The organism is Pseudomonadota bacterium, from assembly GCA_026388315.1.
GTDB lineage: Bacteria > Desulfobacterota > Syntrophorhabdia > Syntrophorhabdales > Syntrophorhabdaceae > MWEV01.
The window spans coordinates 85,458-103,442 of the sequence record JAPLKA010000110.1; the positions used below are offsets into that span (position 1 = coordinate 85,458).

General features: G+C 47.5%; 21 protein-coding genes. 10 read left to right on the forward strand and 11 right to left on the reverse strand.

Annotated elements, in window-relative coordinates:
* The first annotated feature begins 12 nt into the window (after positions 1-12).
* The 10 genes from NTX75_15645 (at position 13) to NTX75_15690 (ending at position 8,387) form a co-directional block, all read left to right on the forward strand.
* Positions 13-1,029: an XdhC family protein gene (locus NTX75_15645; protein ID MCX5817645.1), complete on the forward strand. Its 1,017-nt coding sequence runs from the start codon at positions 13-15 to the stop codon at positions 1,027-1,029.
* On the forward strand, positions 1,022-2,002 hold the full coding sequence (gene bioB / locus NTX75_15650) for a biotin synthase BioB (protein ID MCX5817646.1): 981 nt from the start codon (positions 1,022-1,024) through the stop codon (positions 2,000-2,002). The genes NTX75_15645 and bioB (NTX75_15650) overlap by 8 nt, the downstream gene beginning before the upstream one ends.
* Positions 2,003-2,278: 276 nt before the next feature.
* A complete protein-coding gene (locus NTX75_15655; GenBank protein ID MCX5817647.1) occupies positions 2,279-2,788 on the forward strand; it encodes a MarR family transcriptional regulator in 510 nt (169 codons plus the stop codon).
* Entirely contained in the window at positions 2,778-3,965 is a 1,188-nt protein-coding gene (gene hgcA / locus NTX75_15660; GenBank protein ID MCX5817648.1) for a mercury methylation corrinoid protein HgcA, read from the forward strand. The genes NTX75_15655 and hgcA overlap by 11 nt, the downstream gene beginning before the upstream one ends.
* A 20-nt stretch (positions 3,966-3,985) precedes the next feature.
* The gene (gene hgcB / locus NTX75_15665; protein ID MCX5817649.1) at positions 3,986-4,291 is read left to right on the forward strand and encodes a mercury methylation ferredoxin HgcB; all 306 of its coding nucleotides are present in this window, start codon (positions 3,986-3,988) and stop codon (positions 4,289-4,291) included.
* Between the two features lie 176 nt (positions 4,292-4,467).
* Positions 4,468-4,743 (forward strand): hypothetical protein, encoded by a 276-nt coding sequence (locus tag NTX75_15670; GenBank protein ID MCX5817650.1) that lies wholly within the window; start codon positions 4,468-4,470, stop codon positions 4,741-4,743.
* 167 nt (positions 4,744-4,910) lie between these two features.
* Positions 4,911-5,189 carry a hypothetical protein gene (locus NTX75_15675; GenBank protein ID MCX5817651.1) on the forward strand — a complete coding sequence of 93 codons (279 nt, stop codon included), beginning with the start codon at positions 4,911-4,913 and terminating at the stop codon, positions 5,187-5,189.
* A gap of 212 nt (positions 5,190-5,401) precedes the next feature.
* Entirely contained in the window at positions 5,402-5,803 is a 402-nt protein-coding gene (locus NTX75_15680; protein ID MCX5817652.1) for a carboxymuconolactone decarboxylase family protein, read from the forward strand.
* Positions 5,804-6,918: 1,115 nt separating this feature from the next.
* Entirely contained in the window at positions 6,919-7,953 is a 1,035-nt protein-coding gene (locus NTX75_15685) for a PAS domain-containing protein (GenBank protein ID MCX5817653.1), read from the forward strand.
* Positions 7,845-8,387, forward strand: a complete 543-nt coding sequence (locus NTX75_15690; GenBank protein ID MCX5817654.1) for a PAS domain S-box protein — start codon at positions 7,845-7,847, stop codon at positions 8,385-8,387. The genes NTX75_15685 and NTX75_15690 overlap by 109 nt, the downstream gene beginning before the upstream one ends.
* Positions 8,388-8,783: 396 nt before the next feature.
* Here NTX75_15690 and yedF read toward each other — a convergent pair whose 3' ends face one another.
* The 11 genes from yedF to NTX75_15745 form a co-directional block, all read right to left on the reverse strand.
* Complete coding sequence (yedF, locus tag NTX75_15695; GenBank protein ID MCX5817655.1) at positions 8,784-9,359, reverse strand: sulfurtransferase-like selenium metabolism protein YedF; 576 nt, start codon at positions 9,357-9,359, stop codon at positions 8,784-8,786.
* A gap of 127 nt (positions 9,360-9,486) precedes the next feature.
* Positions 9,487-10,536 carry a 2-iminoacetate synthase ThiH gene (gene thiH, locus NTX75_15700; GenBank protein MCX5817656.1) on the reverse strand — a complete coding sequence of 350 codons (1,050 nt, stop codon included), beginning with the start codon at positions 10,534-10,536 and terminating at the stop codon, positions 9,487-9,489.
* A complete protein-coding gene (locus NTX75_15705; protein MCX5817657.1) occupies positions 10,529-11,305 on the reverse strand; it encodes a thiazole synthase in 777 nt (258 codons plus the stop codon). Before NTX75_15705 ends, thiH begins: the two co-directional genes overlap by 8 nt.
* Positions 11,306-11,307: 2 nt before the next feature.
* Positions 11,308-11,508, reverse strand: coding sequence for a sulfur carrier protein ThiS (gene thiS, locus NTX75_15710; protein MCX5817658.1), 201 nt, complete (start codon positions 11,506-11,508; stop codon positions 11,308-11,310).
* The gene (gene thiE / locus NTX75_15715; protein MCX5817659.1) at positions 11,505-12,095 is read right to left on the reverse strand and encodes a thiamine phosphate synthase; all 591 of its coding nucleotides are present in this window, start codon (positions 12,093-12,095) and stop codon (positions 11,505-11,507) included. The genes thiS and thiE overlap by 4 nt, the downstream gene beginning before the upstream one ends.
* A gap of 80 nt (positions 12,096-12,175) precedes the next feature.
* Positions 12,176-13,312 carry a PLP-dependent aspartate aminotransferase family protein gene (locus NTX75_15720; protein MCX5817660.1) on the reverse strand — a complete coding sequence of 379 codons (1,137 nt, stop codon included), beginning with the start codon at positions 13,310-13,312 and terminating at the stop codon, positions 12,176-12,178.
* Positions 13,313-13,333: 21 nt separating this feature from the next.
* Entirely contained in the window at positions 13,334-14,308 is a 975-nt protein-coding gene (locus tag NTX75_15725; protein ID MCX5817661.1) for a serine acetyltransferase, read from the reverse strand.
* 14 nt (positions 14,309-14,322) lie between these two features.
* Positions 14,323-15,504: a cysteine desulfurase NifS gene (gene nifS / locus NTX75_15730; protein MCX5817662.1), complete on the reverse strand. Its 1,182-nt coding sequence runs from the start codon at positions 15,502-15,504 to the stop codon at positions 14,323-14,325.
* Positions 15,501-16,334 (reverse strand): Fe-S cluster assembly protein NifU, encoded by an 834-nt coding sequence (nifU, locus tag NTX75_15735; protein ID MCX5817663.1) that lies wholly within the window; start codon positions 16,332-16,334, stop codon positions 15,501-15,503. The genes nifS and nifU overlap by 4 nt, the downstream gene beginning before the upstream one ends.
* Before the next feature lie 69 nt (positions 16,335-16,403).
* A complete protein-coding gene (gene bioB, locus NTX75_15740; protein ID MCX5817664.1) occupies positions 16,404-16,967 on the reverse strand; it encodes a biotin synthase BioB in 564 nt (187 codons plus the stop codon).
* Between the two features lie 24 nt (positions 16,968-16,991).
* Positions 16,992-17,984 carry a hypothetical protein gene (locus NTX75_15745; protein MCX5817665.1) on the reverse strand — a complete coding sequence of 331 codons (993 nt, stop codon included), beginning with the start codon at positions 17,982-17,984 and terminating at the stop codon, positions 16,992-16,994.
* Position 17,985 lies beyond the last annotated feature (1 nt).

Consider the following 17,985-nt stretch of genomic DNA (forward strand, 5'->3'; position numbering starts at 1 on the left):
TGAGGACGACCGGTGGAACCCTTTGATACAATAATTGATTACCTGGCGCAGGGAAAACGGGGTGCCCTTGCTACTATTATCTCCCGGGTCGGCGCGACACCCCGCGACGCCGGAGCCAAGGTTTTCATCGGTGAAGATGGAAAGATATATGGCACGATTGGCGGTGGTTGCATGGAAGCCGAGGTGTGGCAGCATGCAAAAACTGTCATCGCCAACGGAGAGGCGAAAAACCTCCGGTATTCCCTTAACGGCAAAACGGTTGAAGATGAAGGGATGATCTGTGGAGGGACTGCCGAGATCTTCCTGGAGCCGGTGACGGTGAAGCAGAAAGAGGTCTACGATACGCTCATGCAGTGCATCTCCAATGGCGAAAAGGCGATCATGGTCACGAAAGCAGACGGGCCGCCCTTTGAGAAGATACTTGTTGCCAGACATGGCGCTGCGACAAAAGATATACTTCCCCCTGTCCTTGAAAGGAATATTGATGGGTACTTCCGCAACAAAGGGCCACGCGTTCAGGACGGGTATCTGATCGAGGCCATCACACCGCCCCCGCATCTGTATATTTACGGAGCGGGGCACATATCGCAATACATATCGACAATGGCAAAGCTCGTTGACTTTCACATAACCGTTATTGACGACCGGTCTCAATTTGCGAACCGCGACAGATTTCCTGATGCCGACGAAGTAATTGTGGAGGAATTTCAGGGAGTTTTTGAGAAGGTGCATCCACCCCTCAGTGGATATGTGGTAATTGTTACGCGCGGGCACAAGCATGACGCCGTTGTTCTTGAAAAAGTCTTAAAACGGCCTCAGCAGTATGTGGGGATGATCGGCAGCAAACGAAAGGTGAAAATCATTTACGACGATCTTATGAAAAAGGGAGTAGGTAAAGGCCTCTTGCGAGCCGTTCACGCACCCATCGGCATTGATATCGATGCCGAAACACCGCAGGAGATCGCCGTGAGCATTGTCGCCGAATTAATCAAAATACGGAAAAGAGGATATAAAAATGTGCATGGATAATGTCATTGAAAGGCTTAAAGAGAGGGCAATCAGCACAAGAGATATCGGTTTCCGGGATGCCATGGTCCTCTATGAGCTTGGAATGGAAAATCCTTTCCTTCTCATAGCATATGCCGCAGAGATAAGGGAGCATTTCAAAGGGATAAATGTGAACCTCTGCGGGATCGTCAATGCAAAGTCAGGTATATGTCCTGAAAACTGTAAATTTTGTGCACAATCATCACATTATTGCACCGATGCCCCTGTTTACCCTCTTTTAGGAAGTGATGTGATGATAGAGAAGGCACGGGAGGCAAAGGGATTCGGCGCCCATATGTTCGGAATTATAACGAGCGGGACTCGCATTGCCGATGAATCGGAGTGGAAGCAGATTTACGAAGCCATAAAAGGTATAACTGAGTTGGGGATAAGACCCTGCGTTTCTCTGGGCATGCTTGATGCAGACAGAGCCCGGAAGCTTAAGGAGGCCGGTCTCTTCCGGTATCACCACAACCTTGAAACAGCGAGAAGTTTCTTCGATCATATCTGCACCACCCATGCATATGAAGAGGATATTGACACTGTAAAGACTGCAAAAGCAGCCGGCTTGTCCATATGCTCAGGAGGAATCATCGGGCTCGGAGAGACCATGGAACAGCGGATCGAAATGGCAGTAACATTGAAGGAGCTTGATGTGGATTGTGTTCCGGTAAATATCCTTAATCCGCGACCGGGCACACCCCTTGAGTCTGCTCCGCAGCTATCGCCGATTGAAATCCTTATCACAATAGCCATATACAGGTTTATCCTTTCCGATAAAGACATAAAGCTCTGCGGCGGCAAGGAGAGGAACTTGAGACAGCTCCTGCCCCTCGGAATTGTTGCGGGTTGTAATTCCCTCATGACCGGAGATTATTTAACCACTCAGGGGAGGGATCCTGAACTTGACAGGGAGATGATCAGGGATCTGGGGCTCAATGCGGTTTTCGAATAAATTACCACTTCAATCCCATTTCCCTGTTTTGCAACTTAGACTGCCACCGACCTTCCGTAGTCAGTATGTCATCTATTGTCGCAGATGTTCCTGCAATGCCCAGAATACCTGATCAAGGACGGTGATCTGTCATTGAGACATACAACCCTTTTATAAAGGGCAGATTCTTCACTTTTCTTCTTCTATAAATTTAAATAAAGTACTTGACAGTATCCTACAATTATTGTAGTATACAGTTAATGTATAACTCAATTATATTGACTGGAGGAAACAAGCATGGATCTGGAAATGATCAGGAATTTTCGGGAAAAATTACGAAAGTTGGAAAGAGAAATCGGGTGGCAGCTTAAAAGTGATACCGAATGCTGTGGGGTTACCCTTGCTCAATGCCACATTATCGTGGAGATCGGCAATACCGGTGAAACTTCCGTAATCGACCTTGCCACTGTCCTTGGGCTCGATACCAGCACGTTGAGCAGACATATCAATGGAATGGTTGATGTCGGCTTGGTAAACAGGGTCCTGAACCCGAAAGACCGGCGTTATGTGTCGATAACTCTGACCGAACAGGGACAAAAGGTCTACCAATCCATTGAGGACATATGCAACTCAAAATACACAAAGGTCTTCGAATTTATCCCGCAGGAAAAGCACCAACAGGTCTTGGAATGTTTCAACCTGCTTGTTCATGCTGTTACTGAGGCAAGAAAAGCAGTGGGTGCCCTTGACTGCTGTCAGGCCAGCCTTTTCGAGAAAGGCGAGGAGGTTATTCCCCATGTCCGTTGAAAATAAGTCAAGTCCGTGCTGCGGCGGGCAACCGTCTACGGTTTTTAAGATACTGCCATGTTGTGACCAGCAAAAGACCGGCAACGCGGAACTTTCATCATCCTGCGCGGCTCCGGAATCTGAGCAGGTTAATTCAGGACAGACTTTATCATCTTTCCGTTCCCGACCTTATTGGATCAAGGGATTTGTTGATACAGCGGCAGGTAAAATTCCGCTGATTGACACATCTTTGGTATTCCGGGATATTTCGGGTGCCTGGAAAGCCCGGTGGGGGATCAATCGCATGAACTATAATATCTCTCCCGGACTTTACGGTGTTGGAAATCCCGATGACACGTCCCCGGTTCTGGTTACTGCCAATTACAAAATGAGTTTTGACAGTCTTAGAAAAGAACTATCCGGCCTTGATGCCTGGGTCATGGTCATCGACACCAATGGAATTAATGTCTGGTGCGCGGCAGGCAAAGGGACTTTCGGCACTGAAGAAATTGTAAAACGTATCAATGTGGTTTGCCTCTCCCGGATCGTTTCTCACCGTACGATCATAGTTCCTCAACTGGGGGCGCCCGGGGTGGCTGCCCATGAAGTGCGAAAGCAATCAGGTTTTAAGGTGGTCTACGGACCTGTAAAGGCCTGTGACATTAAGGAATTCCTTGATGCCGATATGAAGACCACCAGGGAAATGAGGGTCGTTGAATTCGGTTTCTTTGATCGGCTTTTCTTAACACCTATCGAGGTAGTCGGCACCTTGAAGCCACTTGCGATGATCACTGCTGCGCTTTTTATTGCCCACATAGCGGGACTGATCACAGTTACTTTCTCCGGTCTGTACCCGTTCATCGGCGCGATCCTGATCGGTGTGGTCATAAGCCCGGCATTGTTGCCATGGATACCGGGGCATGCCTTTTCATTGAAAGGTTGGCTTATGGGCCTTCTCTGGGCTTTAGTGGTCCTTTATTTGAAAGGTGGTTTTTTTCAACATGACGGGGTATTCAACGGTTTGACCCTGCTTCTCCTTTTGCCGGCAATATCGGCTTTTCTGGCTTTGAACTTTACCGGGGCTTCCACCTATACATCCCTTTCCGGTGTTAAAAGTGAAATGCGATTCGCTATACCGGCCATAATCACTTCTGCATCGGTAGGCATAGTGTTATGGCTGGCCGGACGTTTTATATAACATTAATCAGGAGGGCTTACATGAAACACCATTATCTGAAAAACGTGGTTACCCTTCATTTGGACGAAGATAAATGCACTGGTTGTGGAATGTGCATCGAGGTATGTCCTCATGAAGTGCTGGAGCTGTCCGGGAAAAAAGTTCAGATGCGCGACAGGGATGCATGCATGGAATGCGGTGCCTGCGCTAAAAATTGTTCCTTCTCCGCCATAAGCGTTAACGCCGGGGTTGGGTGTGCTTATGCGTTGATCCGGGGCGCGCTGACCAACAGCCAGCCCAGTTGCGATTGCTCTTCAACCGGAAGAAACGAAAGCTCCTGCTGCTAAAAGGATTGTAAGCTGCAAAAAAAAAGACTGTATCCGGTAACGTTGTATGACCGCAAAGAGCCGTGTATTTTGTTTAAAGAAAATATTCAGAGGGATATAATTTGAGAAATTGCAGCTTCCAGCAGAATTATTGTTATGCCACAAACGAATAATAGCCAATAAAGAAAGGAAAAGATATGGAAGATAAACAACAAGTAGATAGAACCTTCCACTATATAATGGAAACATTTATCGAAAGAGGCAGTGCGCCCCATTACACAGAAATAGCAAATACATTTGGCGTCAAACCGGATGAAGGCAAGAGATTTCTCCATGATCTGATCAACACACATGTAATGCCCATGTGGCTATACCCCGGTACGGACTTAATGGTGTCGTTTGCGCCGTTCAATAATCTGCCGACGCAATACCGCATTATGGTTGAAGGGCACCAAAAATGGTTTGCACAATGAGGTCTTGAAGCCCTGGCGGTCTGCTGGGTATTTCCGGGAAAGGCAGTCCAGATCGATGCGCCGTGCCTGGATTGCGGTGAGTCCATGCAAGTTGTTGTGCGTGATGGCGTCATACAAAATAAAACCCCTGTCGGCATCTGTGGATATACCGATATACCCTTGAGTCAATGGGCAGAAAACTGGCCTTTCACATGAAGCCGTATCCATCTCTTCCGGTCGGAAGATCATGTGAGAAACTGGTCAGGATTTTGTTCAGGAACAGAGGAGGCAATTCTCCCTCTCTCGGATATGATGGCTATTATGAGTACACCCCGTCACAGGGCAAAACCAAGTGGTCATTACGTTTCCTCTGCGCCGGAATATGCGCCGATATTCTTTCAGAGACTAAAGGAAGTAACTCGAAATTCAGCATTCTGGAGCCCAAAGGTTTAAATGGAAGTGTCTGATGTTTATTGTAGGATAGAGAAGATTTGGCATAACCACGCGATCAACCGAACGCGCAAGGATACGTGGGGCGTTTCTTGAGATCCTTGGTCGCCGCGCCACCACGGTGGTTAGTGAATTTACAACCACGGACGTATGACATGGTGTTGGTGTGTCAGCGCACCAGCAAGGGCAGGTGCTACTTTTAACTATAGTTCAAAGAAAGGAGAAAACAATGGCATCTATCAAGATGGTTCCCGAAGAAGAAGCCACAGGCAAGGTCAAAGATGTTTACGATGACATCAAGTCCCGCCTCGGAATTGATTTTGTTCCTAATCTTTACAAGGTCATGGCTTCTAAGCCAGGCTACTTGGAAGCCAATTGGAACAAAGTCAAGGCGGTGATGATTGAACCAGGCAAGCTCGACCGTTTGACGAAAGAGATTATTGCGGTTGCTGTGTCAGCGGTCCTTGGCTGTGAATATTGACTCGCTGTTCACACTTCTGCGGTGCAGAAGTTAGGGTTAGATGATGAAGCCGTGCTCGAACTCATGGCAGTTGTGGATTTGTTCAGTGGTTTCAACAAGCTGATGGATGGGTTACGAGTCGAAGCAGACGAGAAACCCTGGTATGGCTGAGGATAAAAAACTTGAATGCCGTGAGCATTCACGCTACTAATAGCGGCCTAACCTTGCATGCAACCGACGTTGTGACCGTTGCGCTCCAGCGAAGGTTCAAGTGGTGGTATTCGATCGATTGGGGTCGTACCAAGCCAAGTTTTATAAGCAGTGTTAAGTTTTGAGTTGAAAAAACCCAAATAATATTGGCTTAAAGTGCTGTTTTTGGGGCAATTTGTAACTTAAATTCCGTGATTCGTGATTTATATCGCCTATTGCCCATCACCTGTTTGTTTCGCTTTTCCCCTTCAGCCTCCAGCCTGCCCCTTTTCCTTTCCCCTCTCTGATCTCCGCTCATCCTTCCATGGATCAGGCCAAAGGAATATTGGCATATATTCAGGCAAGACATCCCGATAAGGGGTATGATGTGGGTGGGGTGATGAGTGAGCTGATAAACTACAAACTGAGACCTGACGATCCATCGAACCAATTATTACACCAACAGTTGGTGTAATAATTGAGATCACCGGAAAGTCAATAACTACGCTGTTTAACGGACTTTCACTTTTAAAACTACCTCCTGAGATTCGGACGGCAGTTTCAGATGGGAGACTGCCCGTTTCCCAGGGATATCTCTTTGCAGCTAACCTTGACTGCCCGGATCTTAGAAACAGTGAATAGTGAATGGTGAATAGTTGATAGTTGAGCCCCCACATAATAATACTAACCATCTCAAGTCAGCATAAGTGATTTTGTCTGTTTTTAACTTAAAACTTGGAACTTGGAACTTAAAACTTCCTTAAGATGGGCACCTGGCAATAGACAAAACCCGACCTTGAGATACTCATTGACGAGCTTCGGACTTTTTTGGCTTTAGCAGCGGAGCCAAGCAGGAGATAGGGATGAATGGTTACTCCAAAAAAGACTGAATGTGGCGGATGATCATATGCTATATTTACAAGAAGAAGGTACTGTGAAAAAGAGAGAAAAACAGACAAAAGGAAAACAGGGTGTAAGTAACTAATATTAAGAGAGAAAGTAGGTTTTGTTACGTATAGCTTCCTGTAATCCGCAGAAGCAATTATTAATAGAATATTGTATATTGTTATTGGTAATCAATGCTATTAGAGGTATTTATGATGGAAGATAAGGATGAGAGCAAAGAGCAACTCCTCGGTGAACTTTCAGAAATGCGCCAGCGAATTACTGAACTGGAAAGGTTAGAAGCCGAACACAAACTGGCGGAGGAAGATTTGCGGGAGAGTCAGGAATACACAAAAAGCTTGTTTACTGCCTCGCATATTCCCCTGATCGTTATGGATGCAGAAACCGGCATATACATAGACTGTAATACAGCCGCGGTGCAGATATACGGGTATGCGACCCGCGAGGAGGTCCTCGGCAAAACGCCCCTGGACGTGTCTGCACCGATTCAGTATGACGGCTCAAACTCAGCGACTGAAGCTAAAAAACACATCCAAGCCGGTTGTAAAAATGGTTCTCACGTATTTGAATGGCGGCACCAGAGATCCAATGGGCAAATATGGGATGCGGATGTTCATCTGATGTTCTTACAACACCGGGGAAAGTCCCTCATCCAGTTCATGCTTCAGGATATCACCGAGCGCAAGAAAGCCGAAGAGGCAATTAAGGAGAGTGAAGAGACGCTGAGGTCTTTAATCAATGCTACAAGCGAAACCTTGTTGTTGACTGACCCAGAAGGGACAATACTTATAGCGAATGAAACAGTGGCTCAGAGACTGGATAAAAGTGTCCAGGAGCTTATCGGTGCTTGCCTGTATGATCTCTTTCCCCCGGATGTTGCAAAAAACAGAAAAGAGCAGTTCGACAAGGTTGTTTGTACAGGGGGGCCAGTTCATTTTGAAGACAACAGAGAGGGAAGAACCTATGGAATATCTGCATTTCCTGTTTCTGATGAGGGGGGCAAGGTATCCAAAATAGCTATTTTTGCCACCGATGTTACGAACGTAAACACATGGAAAAAGCACTGCGCGAGTCAGAAGGCAAATTCAGAGGCCTGGCTGAGAAATCGATTGTCGGTATCTACCTTTTACAAGATGGGGTATTCAAATACGTCAATGAAAAGTTGGCCGAGATGCTTGGCTACACAATTGAGGAAATGCTCTATAAAATGGGACCAGAATATATAGTTTTTCCAGAAGATTTTCCCATGTTAGAGGAAAATATTCGCAGAAGGATATCCGGAGAGATCAAATCGCTCCATTCTGAATTTAGGATAATTACAAAAAACAAAGATATAAGAAACGTTGAAGTCTATAGCTCCCACACCATATATAACGGCAAACCATCAATTATAGGAACATTCCTGGATATCACCGAGCGCAAACTGGCGGAGGAGGAACGGGAGAGGCTCATTCTTGAATTACAGGAAGCGCTTTCTCAAGTCAAGACTTTACATGGATTGCTCCCCATTTGCGCTTCCTGTAAGAAAATAAAAAATGATAAAGGATACTGGGAGCAAATGGAGATCTACATAAGTGACCATTCGGAAGCTGATTTTTCCCACGGTATCTGCCCGGAGTGTGCAGAAAAATTGTATCCGGAATATTATAAAAAGAAGTGAACCATATTTATGCTATTTGCTGATTTCAATCCGTAATTCACAACCACAAAATAAAGGCCATATGCTTGCTTTGTAGGTAGGTGAAAGAAAGAGAGTCGTCCTGTTGGCATTGAAAGTACGCAAGAACCGGATGAACCACCTTATTGTTTCTTAGGTTTTCATAGGCAAAACAGCACTTTAATCCCTAAAATTGACCATTTTGAATACATAAAACGCCTTATTTCAATGGGTTAGCTTGGTCCGACCCCGATCTCATGAAGGCAGTGAATAGTGAATGGTGAATAGTGGATAGTTGAAACCCCACGACGGCCCGTTGAACTTTGAACAGCTTTTAGAATAGGGAGGCAGGGTCAGGTCATTTACAGAGGAAAATTCAGGTACGGTATTGGGAGACTTCTAAGGTTTAATGATATTTGAAGCTTCAATAAGGGAGGAAACAATTTCGAACATATTGCTGATCCTTCCTACCCCTATTTTCTCTTTTATTCGAAAATAATCGATACATGTGCCGCAGGAAATAATTTCAACTCCGGTATTTTCTAAATCCTTTAGTATATTGATCATGGGAGAATCTTCGGAAACAAGCCTTACCCCTGTGTTGATAAAGATGATTCTCCATGGCGCCGGTGTAATTTCATTTAAGGTATAAAGGAATGACTTCATGAGAACGGTCCCAAGCTCGTCATTGCCCCTGCCCATTGTTTCGCCGTCAATGAAAGCCAAGACTTTCCTGCCTGCCTCGGGGCTCTTGATCTCACTTGAACCTTTTTGCCCATGAATAAGATATTCATCATTAATCTCTTTGCAATGTACAGCAAAACCACACGATGTTAAAAATCTTTGTACGTTTTCAGACGAGGTCGTATTATCAACGAGAATCTCGATCTCCTCGACCGGTCTTGAATCGATAAGTCGTTTTGTCTCAACAACCGGAATTGGACAGGTTTTTCCTCGCAGATCAATACGTTCCATATGTTCATTTTAAACAGACACCCTATTTAAAGCAATAAAAAAACGAGTTGAACGGAAACATCGCAGGATCAAAGTGGAGGATAAGGGTGCTGGACAGCAGAAAACAGAGCGTGCGCAGCTTCTGTCGTCACTGGTTGATAATATTCCGCCAGTCCGTCGCCACGGGATCATAACCCCTGTGTATCAGCATGGATTTTATTTCCGCAAGACTGCGCGGGTCATGAACCTGGAACTGCCCGTCCTGATATTCCCTTGTTGTGTCGATGTATCCGCCCACCCTTGTTGAGGAGCCGGCAGACATTTTCGTGATGCCGAACTCGATGATTTGGTCCCTGAATTCCCCATTCTCCCGTGTGGAAAGATTGATCCCTACTCTGGGAAAGCAGAGTCTCGCTGCACAGATGATCTTTACCATGTCCCGGTCGGAAACCTCGAAATAGCGTCGATCGTCCTTTGATATACGGCGTAAACGGGGAAAGGAGAGGCCGTACTCCACTCCCGGATATTTTTTCTCCAGATAACGGACATGTTTAAAGAGCTTAAGAATATCCTCGCGCCAGTCCGTAAGTCCGAGGAGTGCTCCCATGGAGATATGCCTGAAACCCGCCATAGCTATTCTCTCCGGGGCCTGGAAACGGTAGTCGTAGTTTTTCTTCGGACCTGCCAGGTGCAGCTCATCATACCGCCCCCGGTCGTAGGTTTCCTGATAGAGGGTTACGCCGTCGGCTCCGGCAAGGTAGAGTTCCCGGTATTCATCTGTTTCCAGAGGATATACCTCAAGGGCGATATTGGGGAAATGTCTGCCGGCGATGGTAATTGCCTCTCTGATGTACGAGGGAGGTGAATGATACCGCGACTCCCCTGTCAGGAGAAGGCAACTGCGGATGCCCGTTGCAGCCAGTGCTTTACATTCCCTGTCTATTTCATCAAGGGTGAGTTTTCTTCTCTCGATGCCGGTATCCGCCTGGAAGCCGCAGTAAACGCATTGATTCTGGCAGTAATTGGATATGTACAGAGGGGCATAAAGACCCATAGTCCGGCCGAAGTATTGCCTTGTAATATCCCGTGCGGCCTGTGCCAACTCTTCCAGGAGTCCCCTGTCATCGGAAAGAAAGATGGAATGGAGATCCTCAATGTGAATCTTTGCGGGATTGACGTTAAGACAAATTTTACTCATCGTAGAGGAACCCCGTTAATGGTGAAGAGGCGCTTGCTGTTGTCCGCTCATGTCCTGCCTTTGCGAGATAAGCCATTCTTCCTGCTTCTACGCCCCTGGCAAAGGCAATGGCCATCAGTACAGGGTTTTCTGCAGCGGCAACAGCCGTATTGACAAGCACGGCATCGGCACCGATCTCCATGGCCTCTGAAGCATGAGAGGGTCGCCCGATACCGGCATCGACGATTATGGGTACTTCCTCTATCTCCTCGATAAGCACTTCGATAAGTGTCCTCATTTTAAGCCCCTGGTTGGAACCGATAAGCGAGCCCAGAGGCATGATTGCGGCTGCACCGGCTTTTACCAGGTCTTTTGCAGCGTAGAGGTCGGGGTGCATATAGGGAAGAACCACAAAACCCTCTGCAGAGAGGATCTCCGTGGCCTTAATCGTTTCATAATTATCCGGAAGAAGATACCTGCTGTCATTGATTACCTCAATCTTTACCCAGTTTCCGTAGCCTGCTTCTCTGGCGATACAGGCGATGCGAACGGCCTCTTTTGCGTTTCTTGCCCCGGAGGTGTTGACCATGAGGATTATCTCTTTCGGAACAAAGGATAGGATGTTTTCCTCCGTTTGCTCAAGATCGATGCGCCGCAGGGCCACAGTTACCACCTCTGTGCCTGATTGGACAATAGCCTGCCGCATTGTCTCCTTGCTTTCAAATTTGCCTGTCCCCAGAAAGAACCGGCTCTTTAACTCTCTACCACCTATTATTAAATTATCTTTCATCATTACCCGCCTCCCACAAATGTCACCAGCTCTATGCGGTCACCTTCCATGAGCACTGTCTCTGTCCATATATTTCTCCTTATCACTCTTTCATTCAACTCGATAATAACTGTTTCAGGTTTTATTTTACATAAAAGGATGAACCCCCACAGGCTTGTGTTCTCCGCCACTTCCATGGTTTTTCCGTTCACCGTCACTCTCATCCTTTTTTCCCCCTGATTCTCATCAGCAATTCTGTGGTGTCGGTATAAGCACGCACTACACCCACAGTCTTTGCTCCTGCTGCAAGAACATCATCGATATTGGAGAGATCTATACCGCCGATAGCAACGGATGGTATGTCGAGGTTTTCTGCTACTTCTCTTACATAGGCGAGCCCCACAGCCGGCCTTCCCGGTTTCGTGGGCGTTGCAAACACGGGACCTGCAGATATATAATCTGCACCGTCCCGAACGGCTTGTCTTCCTTGTTTCAGGTTGTGAGTGGTCTTGCCGAGAATCATCTTGTCCCCCACGATCTTTCTGGCTGCTTCTGTGGTTATATCCTGCCCCACATGAACACCATCTGCTCCAACCTTGACGGCAAGGATGGGATCATCATTCAGGATAAAGACGAAGTTTTTTACCTTTTTGTAAGCAATGATCTCCTGTGCCTTCTCGATGATAACCGATTCCTCTCCTGATTTATCACGGAGCTGTACGATAGCTGCACCGTCATTAATAGCCTTCTTCAATACAGTGACCGAATCGGAGATGACATAAAGATCGTTGATGAAAGGTTTTTTCTTCATAGCTTTGCATCCCTCAAATGTTACATCCCTTGATATATATCACAAAAACGGGAAACCAGATAAACAAAAAAACAGGCTTCTCATCGTTTCATTGCCTGCCGCAGATCGTCGCAGAGGTCTTTCGGGTCTTCGAGGCCCACGGAGAGACGGAGCAGTCCGTCGGTGATGCCCCTCGCATACCGTTCTTCCCGCGGCATAGAGGCGTGTGACATGGTGGCGGGATAGGAAAGGATACTCTCCACTCCGCCGAGACTCACTGCCATCAAGGGAAGCTTTATCCTTCGCAAAACCTCTTTTGCAATCTCTCCATTCTCAAGCTCAAAGGAGACGACAGCGCCTCCTCCTGATGACTGTTTGAGGTGGATTTCACGTCCCCTGTGAGAGGGAAGGGTGGGGTAGTATACCTTTTTAATTTCCTGCTGTTCTGCGAGCCATTGGGCAACTATTTCGGCGCTTTTCTGCTGGACATCCATCCGTGCGGATAATGTTTTAATGCCCCGCAGGAGGAGCCAGGAATCCTGTGGTCCCAGGATTGCCCCGAAATGGACCTGAATAGTCTTTAAGCGGTTGCCCCATACCGCATCTTTTGTCACAGCAAGACCGGCAATAACATCGCTGTGACCGCCGATGAACTTTGTCGCGCTGTGGATGACAATATCGAAGCCGAACTCAATCGGCCTTTGGAGATAGGGGCTCATAAAGGTATTGTCAATGATAGTAAGGAGCTCCTTTTTCTTTGCAATCTCGACGACAGCAGCAAGGTCGGTAATCTTCAGAAGAGGATTGGAAGGGGTTTCCGCAAAGATTGCCTTTGTCTCCGGCAGAATCGCAGCTTCAATTTTTCCGGGGTCCGTCATGTCAACAAAGGTATGATTGAGCCCCCAACGCTGGAATATGGTCGTCAGCACACGGTAGGTACCGCCGTAAACATCTTCTGCTACTACGATATGGTCGCCGGGTTTGAAAAGGAGCAGCACCGACGATATGGCAGCCATGCCGGAGGCAAAGGCATAGCCATTCGTCCCGCCCTCAAGCAAGGCTATCGTGTGTTCAAGAGCTTCCCTTGTCGGGTTCGTTCCCCTGCCGTATTCATAGGGGCCGAATTCAACAGGATCACTCTGTGCAAAGGTAGAGACCTGATAGATGGGGATACTTGAAGCCCCCGTATAGGGGTCCCTGTCCTTTCCTGTATGTAGTATTTTCGTTTTATAGTCCATGTTTGGCTCCATGTTTTTTCATTACCCATATTTCATCTTTCGGTGGCCCTTATTCTTCATTACCAGCTCGGGCTTTTTCAGAAACACCTCTGTATCCGGCGGGATCGATTCGGTGAGCCACACGTTGCCGCCGATGACGGAACGGGCGCCGATGACCGTGTGTCCACCGAGAATGGTGGCATTGGCATAGATAATGACGTCGTCCTCAATGTCAGGGTGACGTTTTTTGTTTCTCAATGACTCACACTCTTCTTTGGTCAGGGACAGGGCGCCTAGGGTAACCCCCTGGTAGATGCGGACACGATTCCCGATTGTCGTTGTCTCTCCGATAACAACACCTGTGCCGTGATCGATAAAAAAACTTTCACCGATGACAACGCCGGGGTGGATGTCGATACCGGTGCGGCTGTGGGCGTATTCTGTCATAATCCGGGGAACGAGGGGGACTCCCTGTGTATAGAGAAAGTGGGCAATCCGATAGACGGTGATTGCGAACAGCCCTGGATAGCAAAAGATGATCTCATCAAAATGACGGGAGGCCGGATCTCCTTCATAGGCGGCACGAACGTCTTTTGACAGTGTCTCCTGCAGGTCCGGGATTGCCTCGACAAATTTCAGGGCGACCTCCTGGCTTCGTTCTTCGCAGCGGATACAGGGCTGGTTAAAACGTATGCAGTCATGACGTATGGCATAGGCGATCTGCCCCGAGAGGACATCGAAGAGTTCTGTCACTTCTTCACCCAGGTAGTAGTGTACGTTCACATCATCCAGGCGCTTGTGTGAGAAGTATCCCGGATAGAGAACGGGGAATGTTTTGTAAATAATGTCAATGATGGCGTGTCTTGAAGGAATCGGCTCGGGACCGATATGATGAAAGCGGCCGTCTTGATTATACCGTGAGACAATCCGCTGAATGAGCGAGGGGATCTTCGCGCGAATGTCATGGGTTGCCGTAATTTCTTCCTTGCATTTATCCTGCATGTTTATGCCTTCCATGTTCACTGTTCCTCCTATGAATTTGCGCAGACGCCCTGGGTCATTGTCCAGTATGGCGAGATACTTCTGAGTCTTTCGATAATGGGCGGCAGCTTATTGATGACGAAATCAATCTCATCTGCGGCATTGTACACGCTGAGGCTGAACCGTATCGAGCCATGGGCCATGGTGTAGGGCACTCCCATGGCGCGAAGCACATGAGACGGCTGGAGTGAACCCGATGTGCATGCAGACCCGGAAGACGCGCAGATGCCATACTGGTCCATCAGAAGGAGGATGCTTTCGCCTTCGACGAACTCGAAGCTTATGTTTGTCGTGTTGGGGAGGCGTTCCTGTTTGTTGCCATTGACACGGCTCTGGGGGATCGCCTTCAGCAGCTCATTCTCCAATCTGTCCCGGAGGGACCTGACAAAGGTATTTTCCTTGTCAATGTTCTGCAGGGCGAGCTCACAGGCCATTCCGAGACCAATAATTGACGGTACGTTCTCTGTTCCTCCCCGGCGCCCCTTTTCCTGATGACCACCGATGAGAAAGGGCGAGAACTTCGTCCCTTTCCTGACATAGAGGACTCCGATCCCTTTTGGTGCATGGAGTTTGTGCCCTGAAAAGGACAGCATATCTATCCGGTTTTTCTTCATCTGTATGGGCATTTTCCCTGCAGCCTGTACCGCATCAGTATGAAAAAGTATTCCCTTCTCTCTGGCGAGTACTGCCGCTTCCTTGACAGGAAATATAACGCCTGTCTCATTATTGGCCCACATGATACTTACAATCGCCGTATCGGGGGTGAGGCTCTTTTCGTATTCCTCCATATCGAGCCTTCCCTCACTGTCGACGGCAAGCTCCGTAATGCGGTATCCCTTAGCGGCAAGATGTTCGCAGAGGACTTTCACGGCCGGATGTTCAACCCTCGTTGTGACGATGTGGTTTTTGTCGGGATGTATGCCGAGGGCAGAGAGGATTGCCGTATTGTCGCTTTCGGTACCGCAGCTCGTGAATACGATTTCTTCAGTCTCAGCCCCGAGGAGAGCAGCCACTTTTTCCCGTGCTTCAACGATTGCCTTCGCTACCTGGCCGCCAAAAGAATGCATACTTGAAGGGTTCCCATAATAGTCGTGAAAATATGGGAGCATGGCATCGAGGACTTGCCTGTCCACCATCGTCGTAGCATTGTTATCGAGATAGATGGTCTTCATGAAACCACCTCCTCCACAACGAGTTCAGGAGAAACAAGCTCTTTCAGCTTCCACTCCACAAACCCCTTCAAGGTTGCCTGCGATGCCTGGCAGGTCGAACAGGCACCCCTTGTTGCCACGAGCACCCTGTTTCCCACGACATCAACAAGATCGATATCGCCGCCGTCATGCTTAAGCGATGGTCTGATCTCCCGTTCGATCGTCTCTTCGATCATCCTGATCTTCTGGATATTGGAAAGCCTCGGTCTCTCAACGGGCCGTTCCTCTTTTTTTGCGGCATGAACCCTGTCTATTAAAGTCTGTATCTTTTCATGGCAATTCGTGCAGCCGCCGCCTGCCTTGGTGTAGTTTGTTACTTCCTCAACGGTGGTAAGATGATTCTGTCTGACAGCGCGCTCAATCTCTCCGTCGGTGACACCAAAGCAAACGCAGACGATCTCTTCTTCCGGCTTCTTATGGGATATACCGCGGTAATTCTCGATAGCCTTCTCAAGGGCCTCCTGCCCGAGAACAGAACAGTGCATCTTTTCCGGCGGCAGCCCGCCCAGATAGTCGGCAATATCCTGGTTTGTTATTGCAGTTGCCTCCTCTATAGTCTTACCCTTCAGCATCTCGGTGAGAGCCGACGCAGAGGCAATAGCGCTGGCACACCCGAAGGTCTTGAATCTCACATCCTTAATACGCTTGTTTTCGTCGAGCTTGAACGTGAGCTTCAGTGCGTCGCCGCATGCAATGGAACCAACTTCAGCCACCCCGTCGGGGTCTTCGATCTCACCGACGTTTCTCGGATTCAGGAAATGCTCCCTTACCTTATCTGTATATTCCCACATGGCTTAACAACCCCTTATTAATATTTTCCCCACATAATGATACACGAAATATAGACATCGCTCAATTCATTATTTGAAGACCGCATTAAGCCCGAGGTCTTTTATCATTTCTTTATCAAGCTCCTGGTCTCTTCCCCGGGTGGTTAAATAATCACCGATCATGAGGGAATTGCAACCTGCCATAATTCCGAGGGGCAGGAGTTGTCTTAAGTTTCTTTCCTTGCCGCCGCAGAGCTTTATATCCTTATCGGAAAGGATAAACCTGTATATTGCTATTGTGATCAGAATTTCAATCGGGGAAAGCTGCGGAATATTCTCAAGGGGTGTGCCGGGTCTCGGGTTCAGGATATTCACCGGAACACAGTCCACATCGAGTTCTTTCAATGTCATTGCCAGTTCTATCCGCTGTTCCATGGTTTCCCCAAGACCTATGATTCCCTCGGAGCATGTGGACAGGCCCGCCTCTTTTGCGGCTTTTACCGTATTTATATTCTCTTCATATTTGTGGGTGGAACAGATATTATCGAAAAAGCTTCTTGCTGTCTCAAGGTTATGGTGGTAACGGAGCAGACCTGTGTTTTTCAATTTAAATGCCCTTTCTTTAAGCCTTTCAACGATATTATCAATGCACATTATTATATCCTTATTATATCCTTTCTATATCATAAGCATTTCTTTGTCTATATGAGTCTTGTTTATTGTGTGTCTGTTAACAAAACCATTATTTGATTCTATGGTAACAGGGAAGGAATCAACTTTCCCATAAAACGCCATAAGATTCCCTGCTGTTTGCATAACGTCATAATCTAATACTCCGAATAAGAGCCCCTGGGGTCCCTTGAATTCCAGGGGTGCAAGAAAAGTACATCCATCTGATGCCGCTGCCTGAAGCCGTTTGTTTTCATCCTCGTTCCTGCCGAGAATCAGTTTTGTATCCTCATTCAGCCTGAAGTGCCTGCCGATCTTCAGGAGGGCCACATCTTTCATGGTATATGAATTTGAGTAAGCAAAGAGGTCCTTCAGTTTTTGTGCAAAGATCGGGTCTGTAAGGAGACATCCGCCGCCGGGGCAACTGAACTCTTTGAGCTGGTAGCTGTCTGCAAGATTATACTGGGGTTTTCTTGTCCGTCCGGTGATATCCAGCAGTTTCTCTCTATCTAATATGCCTTCCTTTTCAGGTAATGTCGGTTCAAAATGCTTTGCCGAAAGAGGCCTCACAATCAAGCCTTCAAGACCGCTTTCTTTTTCAATCAACCGCATGGCGTCCCTTCGCTGGGACATGGGTCTCTGGCCTAAAACTTCTCCGGTGACGACAAAGCTTGCACCGACCTCATCCATTATTTTACCGGTTTCCTTTAGCATGAATATCCTGCAATCAATGCAGGGGTTCATATTTTTCCCGTAACCGTGTTTCGGCATCTTTACGATCTCCAGATACTCCAGACCTTTGACCTTCACTGTCACCTTAATGTTGAGCTCACTGGCAGTCCTCACAGCCTGAAGACCACACCCCTTGTTACCTTTAGTACAGTTGCAAAAAGGAGAGGTAAAGTGGAGCGCTGCCATTTCAATCCCCTGATCCATGATCAACTTTGTTGCAAGAAGGCTATCCAGTCCCCCGGAGAGTAAAGATATGGCCTTTTTATTCATT